This window comes from Nocardiopsis sp. MG754419 (assembly GCF_018207095.1).
Lineage (GTDB): Bacteria > Actinomycetota > Actinomycetes > Streptosporangiales > Streptosporangiaceae > Nocardiopsis.
The window spans coordinates 1-609 of the sequence record NZ_QOCZ01000337.1 but is presented as its reverse complement, the minus strand read 5'-3'; the positions used below and the strand labels follow the sequence as shown (position 1 = coordinate 609).

Sequence of the window (609 nt, the reverse complement as noted above, 5' to 3'; positions counted from 1 at the left end):
GCCCGTGGGGGGTCGGGGGGTAGCAACGGGGTTCACCCCTTCTGGAGGATGAGGACGGTCCATGCGCCGACGTAGATCCGGTCACTGTCGTTCAGGGGGACCTCCACGTTGTGCGCGACGGGGTCGGCGGTCCCGTTGATCGTCGTCCCGTTGGTCGACCCAGGGTCGACCAACGACCAGGTGTCGCCGGGGCGGGGGAACAGGACGGCGTGGATGTGGGAGATGGCGGGGTCGCCCCCGGGTCCCCCCAGGTCGATCTCGGGGAAGAACCCGCGCGCACGGCTCCCCCGACCGATGTGCATCCGGTCTCCGCGCAGGGTCACCCGACGCCGACGGAGACCACGGGGGAAGACGATCCGGGCGGGGTCGAGGACCCCCAGATCGACCATGTACTGGTAGTACGCGGGGTCCGCTCCGATGATGACGCGCCACCGCACCCCGATCGGCGCGTTCCCGGGATCCTCCGGTCCGTGTCCGTGGTCACCGGACCAGGTCGCGAAGTCGTGACCGCACTCCTCACAGAAACGACCGGCCCGGGACGTCCCGCACCCCGGGCAGGGTCCGTCCCTCCGCACCGGGGCGGACGTGGGGGTCGAGGGGGTCCGAGAC

Annotated in this window: 1 protein-coding gene; it reads right to left on the bottom strand. The window is 71.3% G+C overall.

All coding sequences use genetic code 11. The features are described 5' to 3' along the window. Positions 1-32 precede the first annotated feature (32 nt). On the bottom strand, positions 33-609 hold a 577-nt coding region (locus DSY14_RS28000; protein ID WP_249188593.1), incomplete at its 5' end, for an FHA domain-containing protein.